1 protein-coding gene is annotated in these 246 nt (G+C 65.4%); it reads right to left on the reverse strand.

Annotated features, from left to right (window positions below; all coding sequences use genetic code 11):
- On the reverse strand, window positions 1-246 hold a 246-nt coding region (locus tag A3728_RS20675; protein WP_150120929.1), incomplete at both ends, for an ABC transporter substrate-binding protein.

The following is a 246-nucleotide window of genomic DNA, read 5'->3' on the forward strand; positions in this document are numbered from 1 at the left end:
CAGTGCGGCGGCGGACATGTAGGCGTTGAAGAAGTGGCGGAAGCCATTCGCCTTGCGGTCCTTGCCGGTGGTGTCGTTGGAGTGGGTCAGACCGGCCATGAAGATCACGCCGGCTTCCTGGCAGAGGCCCTGAACGGCCACGGCCACGCCCGAGGACGAGCCGCCGTTGATCATGATGGCGCCGTCTTTTTCGATCATCGCCTTGGCGGAGGCGCGGGCCGCGTCGGATTTCGTCTGGGTATCGCC

The sequence above is a fragment of the Sulfitobacter sp. HI0040 genome (assembly GCF_001634885.1).
GTDB lineage: Bacteria > Pseudomonadota > Alphaproteobacteria > Rhodobacterales > Rhodobacteraceae > Sulfitobacter.